The following is an 8518-nucleotide window of genomic DNA, read 5'->3' as shown; positions in this document are numbered from 1 at the left end:
CCTGGTCATGGACGACGACCCCCTGGTGCGCTCCGTGGCTGCCGCCATGCTGGCCGAGCTGGGCTACCGGGTGGCCCTGGCCACCGACGGCGCCGAGGCGGTGACCCTCTTCCGCCAGGCCACGGCGGAAGGCCGGCGGTTCTCCCTGGTGATCCTCGACCTCACGGTGCCCGGCGGCATGGGCGGCCGCCAGGCCCTGCCTCACCTCCTGGCCCTGGACCCCCAGGCCCGGGTGGTGGTCTCCTCCGGCTACTCCAGCGACCCCATCCTGGCCGAGCCCCGGCGCCACGGCTTTGCGGCCGTGGTCCTCAAGCCCTACGACCTGGCCGAGCTGGGCCGGGTCCTGGACCGGGTGCTCGGCAACGGCGCCTGGCAGAAGTCAGCCTAAGCCAGCCCCAGCCTCCACGGGTTTCATCACAGGTCCCATTGGTCCTATGGGTCTCATCCGTCGCCGGGCGGATGGGACGTATGGGAGCTGTAGGACCTATAGGACCCATGGGACGTATAAGCAGTGGGGTCGCGGCTGCCCTGGGAGCCTGCTCGGCCCGCGGGAAGAGGCCGCGGCACAGGTCCTGTCGGTCCCACAGGTCCCATAAATCCCATAGGTCCCATCCGCCCGCCGGGCAGATGAGGCCTGCAGGTCCTGGGTCCTTGGGGGCTCAGCGGTCAGGGGCGGGTGCGGGCAGCTTGCTTGGCAGCCAGAGGCTGGCCAGGTCCAGCGCCAGCTCTGGGAACGGCTCGGCCCGCACCTGGTCGCTGCCAGCGAAAAGGCCGACCACTGTCCAGCGGCCGGCCTCCAGCCGGAAGACGTCCAGGGTCATGGCCAGCGGGTCGATGAGCCACAGGTGGTGGACCCCATGCTGGGCGTAGACCGGCATCTTGCCGGTTTTGTCCGTGCGGACGCTGGCGGGAGAAAGGATCTCGCAGACCCAGTCCGGGGGCACCCCGATCCAGTTGTGGCTCTCGGTCACCGGGAAACGCTCCTGGCCCCAGCCGGCCAGGTCCGGCACCAGCAGGTCGGAGCCGAAGGCGATCTCCGGCTCGTCGAGGATGATCCAGCCGCCCGGTCCTCCCCCCTCCCCGAACAGGTAGGGCCCGGAGATTTTGGCGCCAAGGGCTGAGGCGGTAAAGGTGTGCAGGCGGGATGGCCGGGGGGTGGCGACGAGCTCACCGTTCACGATCTCACCGGTCATGCCCTCGGGCAGCCGGTACAGATCCTGGTAGGTGGCCGCACGGCGGGCGGGCTCGGCCATGGGAAGCCCTCCTGGGGGGAAGCGAGAATGGTCGATTGTAGCACGATCGGGGAAGGGATGGGCAGGGGCGGCCTCACGACCGGGTCTGTGCCGCCACTTGTTGGTGGAGGAGGTCGGGCAGGGTGGCGCTCAGGAAGGCCTTCTGGCAGTCCAGGCCCTGGATGCTGCCGGTGCGCTGGAAATGGACGAAGCGGCAGCCCCCCAGACACAAGGGCAGATAGAGGCAGTCGTGGCAGTCGGTGGCCCGGGCCAGGCGGCCGGTGTCATAGACCGTGGCCACATCCCGGAAGCCCTGCCATAAGTCCCCCACCGCAAACTGGGAATGGCCGATAAGGCCCGGGCACTTGTAGAGGGTGCCGTCGGCATGCACGGTGAAGGCGTCATCGAGGTCGGCCATGCAGGGGGCCGGTCCGGGCTGGGGGGTGCGGTAGCCGGCGGCGGTCACCGCCTGATGCAGGGTCAGGGCGGCTGGCACCAGCCAGGGCTCGTCGGTGGAGGAGAAGCCGCAGGCCGTGGCCAGGGCGTGGCGGCCAATGGCCCGCACCGCCGGGTGGCAGCTCAACTGGGCCAGCTGTCCAGGACCGAGGCCGCGGCTCTGGAGAGTGTCCAAGAGGGCCGGGAAGGCCTGGTAGGTGTCGGCGGTGTAGTTGGTGGCGACTCCGATCCTGACCAGATCCCAGCAGTCGGCCAAGTTGTCGAGGATGCGGGTCAGGCTGCCCCGGCCGGAGCGGTATGGGCGTAGTCTGTCATGAATCGCCGCCGGCCCGTCCACGGTCACCTTGACCGCGGAAAGCCCCAGATCTACCAGCTCCTGCACCAGGGGACGGCGGAGGCGGGAGCCGTTGGTGACCAGGGTGAACGAGTAGCGCACGCCCCTTTGGCTGGCCAGGGTCTGGAGGCTGGCGGCGATCTTCTTGAGGCGGGGGAGGTAGAGGAGGGGCTCACCGCCGTAGAAGTCCACCACCAGCCGGTCCTTGGCCGGGGTCAGACGGCTGGCCACGAAGCCGGTCAGCGCGGCGGCGGTCTGGTCGTTCATGGCCAGCCGGCCCTTGAGCTTGCCCTCGTAGCAATAGCGGCAGGCGAAGTTGCAGGCCATGCCCAGGACCACTGCCACCGTCACCCCCGGGTTGAGGCGGTTGAGGGTGGGGATGAGGTTGAGGACGGCGGTCCGTTCTGCTGTCGGGTCGGCGACCAGGAGGCCGAGTCGGGCCAGGGTGGCGATTGTGGGGTCCGCCGGGTCAGCGACCTCCCCCTGGCAGAGTCGCTGCCACAGGGCATCCGGTACCAGGCACGACGAGCCCTTGCGGGTGGAGAAGATGAGGGTGGAGCCGGGCCGTTCTGGCAGGGGGATGGCGAGAAGATAGCAAGAAGGAGGCATGGCCGGACGCCCCGCCAGCGGTCAGGCCAGCGGGGCGAGGATGCGGGGGCGGCTTACTGCTCCGGGGTGGTGCGGACGGCGGTGGGTCCGCTCTTGCAGCAGACTTGGCTGGCAACGATCTCCTCTGGCTCCCATCCCTCGTGCAGCACGATCACTTGACTCTCTGTCATGGCGGTCCTCCTGGTCCTGACGTTCCTGGCGCGACGGGCCTTGTGCCCCCGGGCGGCCCCCTGCCGCCCTGCCTCTCCCATGGTGCCATGGCCGCGCCGGCCCTGTCAACCCAGGTCCTCGGTTGGCGGTGCTCTCGTCCGGCCCCAGCCTCAGAACCGCCAGGTGAGGCCGGCCTCCAACGAGCGGCCAGGGTTTCGACTCCACTCGTCGCTGAATTCGCTGCCGCCGAAGAGGTTTCGACCGGCGCCGAACAGGGAAAGGGTGGTTTCTGGGCTGGCGAACAGGGTGTAGGTGACGGCAAGATCCCAGAGGACGTCGTCGAAGCTGCCGTTCCAGGTGTCATCGGCGGCGCGCACGCCCCACCAGGTAAAGTGCCCGGCCAGGCGGACCTGCCAGGGCGCGGCGTCGTACCGGCCGATGAGGTTGGCGGTGTAGGAATCGTCATCGTAGATGGAAGGGTCGGGGTTGATGTCCCGGCTGTGCTCCCGGACAAAGGCATAGTTGGCCGCGAGAGAGAGGCCGCGCCAGGCCTCGGTCTCCAGCTCCAGCTCCACACCGCGGCGCGTGATCGCGCCTGCGTTGACCAGGATATACGGCGCTGTCGGGTCCCTTTCCCAGGCCTGGCGGCTGTCGTGCTGGAAGAGGCTGGTCTTGGCCCGCAGGTGGGGGATGATCCAGGTTTCCAGCCCGGCCTGGTAGGACCAGGTGGTTTCCGGCAGGAGGGCGGGATTGCCCCCCGTGACCGGATCCGCGGTCTTGTAATTGATGGGCGGCCGGCGGAAGCCGTGCGCCACCAGGGCGCGCAGCAGGGTGGCCGGGGTCAGCTGGCAGGTCGCGCCCAGGCTGGGGCTGAGGATGGGGTTGCTCAGGGAGAAGTGATCATAGCGCAAGCCAGGGATGAGGCTGAGATTCCTCAGCACCATGGTGTCGTTGGCATAGACCGCCCAGGCCTCGTCGAACCGGCGGGCGGGCTGAACCAGGGCAGGGCTCAACTCCTCGTCCACCTGGGCCCGGCCATGCTCGGCGCCCAGGACCAGGGTGTGCCCGGTCGGGCTCCAGACCAGCTGGCCGATGGTGGTGCGATCGTCCCCCTTCTGGCTATCGACTGAGCTGATACTGCCGTCGCTCATGGCCCCCCCGGTGCTGAGGGTCTCGTGCCGCCGCACCCGCAAGCCCAGGCTGGCCGTAAGCTCCCGGCCGAGCCGCACCTGCAGGTCTTCCCGGAAAAAGGTGTCCCGCACCCCGGCCTGTAGGTCCGCATCCAAGTCGAACGGGACCCAGTTGTAATTCCGGCCCTGGTGCTCCAGGCTGCCCACGCTCATGGTCAGGCTCACCGCCTCGCTGGCCGGCAGGCGCAGCTTGGCAAAGACCCTGTTTTTTTCCGAGAACCGGTCCCAGCGGAGGCCGTCGGACTCCAGCCGGCCGGCATAAAGATAGTAGCCGGCGGCAGCCACCATGCCGGCCAGCTCGCCATCGTGCTCCTGGATGCCTTGCTCGCCCAGGCGCAGCCGGGCGGTGGCCGCCGGGGTGGCAGAGCTGCCGGTCCCTTTGGTGATGATGTTGACCACGCCCCCCAGGCCCGAGCCCCATGCCGAGGCGGCCGGGCCCCGGATGACCTCGATGCGGTCCACGAGATGGATGGGGATGGTAATGGTCTCCGGAAAGCTGGCCAGCCATTCGTTCCAGCGCATGCCGTCCACCAGGATGGCGATGGGCTCGTAGTCCGCGCCCTGGAAAAACGGCACCCCCTGGTTCACCATCTCGCCGTTGTCAGACACAAAGGCACCGGTCACAAAGCGCAAGGCCTCGAGCACGGTGCGGGCGCCCATGGCCTCGATCTCCGCCGCAGTGACGACACTGACGTTCTCCGCCACCCGGTTCAAGGGCTTGGGCGCCCGGGTGGCCACCTCCACCAGCTGGTCGGGCCGGAAATAGAGGTCCAGCTCCGGCGCCTCGCTGGCGACAGCGGTCAGGGGCTCGGCCAGAAGGCCGGTGGCGAGCAGGAAGGCGGCAAGGGATCGTGACAGGACTGGCGGCATGGGGCTTCCCTCCCTGGAATGAAGCTCCTGACAAGACGCCCGCGGGCAGCGCCGCAGCCAACGGGCACCGAACACACGGCTACAAGCAACAACGTTAGCGGATACCGCCACGCCAGGCAAGCATTTTGCGCAGCCGCTGCCCGCTAGTTGTCGGTGCACTCATGCTCTGGGGCCTGCCCGCGGGTAGTGGGGCGAGGCGAAAAATGGCGGGTGGGTCCCGCAGGCGCCCCCCAAGGCGGTCTTTGCCCGTGCCTCCCGGGTTTGAATCCCCCGGCAACCGTATCTGCTCTCCCTGCGCGAGGATCCGAACAAAACCTTCCGCACAGAGCCACGGAGTGGCGTACCCAAGGTAGGCCGGCCTTTCAAGGCCGGCCGGGAGGTGCCCCGGGCGCCCCCACACCGGCCGGGGAGGTGTCCTGGGCGCCCCCGGCCGGTTTCGGTCTCCCTCTCCGTTGGGCCGTCCGGGCTGCCGCCGGATGGTGCCGGTGCCACCGCCAGGCGCCTGCCCCCCGCGCCTCCCCGGGGGATGAATCCCCCGGCTACCGTATCTGCTTTCGCTCGCGAGGCGCGGGGCGAAACCTCCTCTCCACCCCAAGGGGCATCCCACCGCATGCCGTCCGTCAACAATAGCTGGCGACTGATAGGCCAGTCCGGAGTCGAGCTTGTCAGGGGTGGGGGCCTGTGCTATGATCGGGGCGTCCGCGGTTGCCGGGGGCTTGCGCCTGGCCGTGACCGCCACCGTGCCCATGCCCCGAGCCCTCGCTGCCCTCCTCTTCATCCTTGCCCTCCTGCCGGCTGCTTCCGGCTGGGCGGCCGAGGTTCTCATCCTCCAGGCTGCAACCCTTGAGCCGTACGCCCAGGCCCGGGCCGGGGTGGAGGCCGGCCTGGCCGAGGCGGCGCGGGCCCAGGCCGGGGTCAGCGTCGAGCCGTTCCAGGTGGAGACCATTCTGGTCAGCGACCAGGAAAGCCCGGTGGCGGCCCGGGAGGCGGTCGCCGGCCGGCGGCCGGCCCTGGTGGTGGCCATCGGCAGCTCGGCTTTGGCCCTGGTCAAGGATTTTTCCACCACCCCCATCGTCTATCTCCTGGTCCCCTTTCCGAGCAGCATCCTCAACAGCGCCGCCAACGCTACCGGCGTCCTCCTGGACGTACCGCTGGCCGACCAGCTGGCCGCGGCCGGCCGGGCCCTGCCAGCGGTGAAAAGGGTCGGTCTGGTCTGCAACCCGACCCGCTCGGCGGCCCTGCTGGCCGACGCAAGAGACGCGGCCAAACGGCTCGGCCTGGAGCTGCGGGCCCAGCTGGCGGCGGAGCCAGGGGATACCCCGCATCTGGTTGACCAGCTGGCGGGAACCGTTGATCTTTTCTGGATGCTGCCCGATCCTTTCATCACCACCAGCGAGTCGGTGGAGTACCTGCTGTCCGCATCCTTGCGCTACCGGATTCCGGTCCTGACCTTTTCCGCCAAGTTCCTGCAGACCGGTGCGGCCCTGGCGGTGCTGGCCGAGCCAGCGGCCATGGGGGAGCAGGCAGCGCGGCTGGCGGCCCGGATCCTGGCCGGTGCCAGCCCCGCCAGCCTGCCGGCCGAGCCGCCGGCCAAGCCGCGGCTGCGCATCAACCCTACCGTCTGGCAACGGCTGGAGCTGCTCGCGCCTGACCAGGAGAAAAGCCCGTGACTCAGGGTGCGCCATGGTGAAAGAGGCGTTCCGGCGCTGGCTGGGTGGGGGCTTCGGCCTCCGCGTCTTCGCCGCGGTGAGTCTGGCGCTGGTGGTGTCCACGGCCATGGGGGTGGGGCTGTATGTCGCCGTCCAGGAGCAGAGCCGGGAGGAAACCCTGCACCGGGAGGCCTCGCTCCTTGTCAAGCTTCTGGCGGACAACCTGCGGCTGCCGGTCTTTGCCGGCAACCAGGAGGCGGTGGCGGCCAGTCTGGGCGGGGTGTTCCGCCACGGCGCGGTCCTGGGGGTGTGCGTCACCGACGCCCAGGGTGGGGTCCTGGTCCGGCTGGTGGCGCCCACGGCGGATGCCGGCCTGACCAGCGTCCTGGAGCAGGGTCTGCCCCCCGAGCTCCTGGGCCGGCTGTCGGCCACGGCCGAGCCCCTGATGACCGCCGGCGAAGGCTTCCACAAGTACTGGGCCCCCATCGTCGCCCGGACCGTGGATCCGTCCGGCACCACCCTCTATTTCTCGGAGGAGATCGACGGGGAGCCCTACCGGCTGCTGGGGGTGGTGGGGATGGCGGTGAGCACCGAGGCCCTGGTCAAGGCCGGCCGCCAGGCCCTGGCCGGTGCGGTCGCCGTGGCCGTGGCCTTCCTGCTGGCGAGCCTCAGCGTCACCTATCTCACCGTCCGCCTGGCCACCCGGCCCCTGGCCGAGCTGGTGCACCGGGTGCGGCCCGGTGTGGCCAGCGAGGCCGGGGACGAGCTGTCTGTCCTGGGGCTGGGCTTTACCGGCCTCCTGAGCGACCTGTCCGAGGCCTTCCGGACCATCGAGGTCCTGAAGGCCGACCTGGAAAAACGAGTCGAGGCCCGGACCGCCGAGCTGGCGGTGGCCAACCAGGAGCTGGCCGCCCGGCAGCAGCACCTGGAGGAGGCCAACCACCAGCTGGCCGCGGTCATCGAGGAGATGCGGTCCACCCAGATGCAGCTGGTGCAGGCCGAGAAGATGGCGGCCCTGGGCCAGTTGGTTGCCGGTATGGCCCACGAGATCAACAACACCGCCAACATCATCGCCGGCGCCCTGCCACCCCTGGAGGACCACCTGCTCCAGGTCCTGGACCTCATGGCCCAGGCCCTGGCCATCGAGCCCAAGCAGCGGGTGGCGGACCTGCGGCCTGCCCTGGGCAGCCTGCGCCGGGCGGCCGCCGAGGCCGACTACCCCCAGCTGCGGGACGACATGCTCCTCCTCATGCGCAATATCCAGGAGGGCACCCGCCGGACCGTCAAGATCGTCCAGGACCTCCGGGACTTCGCCCGCCGGGATCCGGGCCAGCCCACCCGGGTGGACCTCAACGCCGGCCTGGAGACCACCCTGGCCCTCTTGTACAGCCAGTACAAGCACCGGATCGAGCTGGCCCTTGATCTGCAGCCGGATCTGCCCCGCATCGAGGGCTATCCCACCCAGCTCAACCAGGTGTTCATGAACATCCTTCTCAACGCCATCCAGGCCATGCCGGACAAGGGTCAGATCCGCGTCCGCACCTGGGCCGACGTGGAGGGGGTGCACGTCACCGTGCAGGACACCGGCCCCGGGATCCTGCCGGAGGCTCTGCCCAAGGTGTTCGACCCCTTCTTCACCACCAAGCCGGTGGGGCAGGGCACCGGCCTGGGCCTGTCGGTATCCTACGGCATCGTCCGCCGCCACAACGGCCGGATCACCGCGGAAAGCACCCCGGGCCAGGGGGCGTTGTTCCACGTGCAGCTGCCGGTGAAGTGAAAGGCGGCCAACCGGCCGCCGCGCTCAATGCTCAGGCAGGGGAGATCGAAAGGACAAACGGCGGGGACAAAAAAAGCTGCCTTGCCAGGAACCGTCCGGCGGGCCTTCGGTGTGGGGAGACCGGAGGGGCGCCGGCTGGGGGGTACGGGGTACTGCGACCCGCCGGACGGTTCCTGACAAGGCAGCAAGCTGGTGATGCGGTCGTCCGACGGGCCCGCCTCCCTTGGGGGACCGGAGGGGCACCGGCTGGC

At 69.6% G+C, this 8518-nt stretch carries 6 protein-coding genes; 3 read left to right on the top strand and 3 right to left on the bottom strand.

What is annotated here, in order from left to right:
* The coding region (locus AB1634_17655; GenBank protein ID MEW6221342.1) for a response regulator at window positions 1–388 on the top strand (388 nt) is incomplete at its 5' end.
* Between the two features lie 271 nt (window positions 389–659).
* On the opposite strand, the gene AB1634_17650 is transcribed toward AB1634_17655, so the two are convergent.
* The 3 genes from AB1634_17650 to AB1634_17640 form a co-directional block, all read right to left on the bottom strand.
* Window positions 660–1253 (bottom strand): Uma2 family endonuclease, encoded by a 594-nt coding sequence (locus AB1634_17650; protein ID MEW6221341.1) that lies wholly within the window; start codon window positions 1251–1253, stop codon window positions 660–662.
* A 73-nt stretch (window positions 1254–1326) separates the two neighbouring features.
* Window positions 1327–2631, bottom strand: a complete 1305-nt coding sequence (gene gptM, locus AB1634_17645; protein MEW6221340.1) for a geopeptide radical SAM maturase — start codon at window positions 2629–2631, stop codon at window positions 1327–1329.
* A gap of 320 nt (window positions 2632–2951) precedes the next feature.
* Window positions 2952–4841, bottom strand: a complete 1890-nt coding sequence (locus AB1634_17640; GenBank protein MEW6221339.1) for a TonB-dependent receptor — start codon at window positions 4839–4841, stop codon at window positions 2952–2954.
* Between the two features lie 686 nt (window positions 4842–5527).
* Between AB1634_17640 and AB1634_17635 the strand changes: the two genes are divergently transcribed.
* Together AB1634_17635 and AB1634_17630 are read left to right on the top strand one after the other, a co-directional pair.
* Window positions 5528–6511, top strand: coding sequence for an ABC transporter substrate binding protein (locus AB1634_17635; protein ID MEW6221338.1), 984 nt, complete (start codon window positions 5528–5530; stop codon window positions 6509–6511).
* 13 nt (window positions 6512–6524) lie between these two features.
* Window positions 6525–8267, top strand: a complete 1743-nt coding sequence (locus tag AB1634_17630) for an ATP-binding protein (protein MEW6221337.1) — start codon at window positions 6525–6527, stop codon at window positions 8265–8267.
* The last annotated feature ends 251 nt before the right edge of the window (window positions 8268–8518 follow it).

The organism is Thermodesulfobacteriota bacterium (assembly GCA_040755095.1).
GTDB lineage: Bacteria > Desulfobacterota > Desulfobulbia > Desulfobulbales > JBFMBH01 > JBFMBH01.
This window is presented reverse-complemented; position numbering and strand designations above follow the sequence as displayed.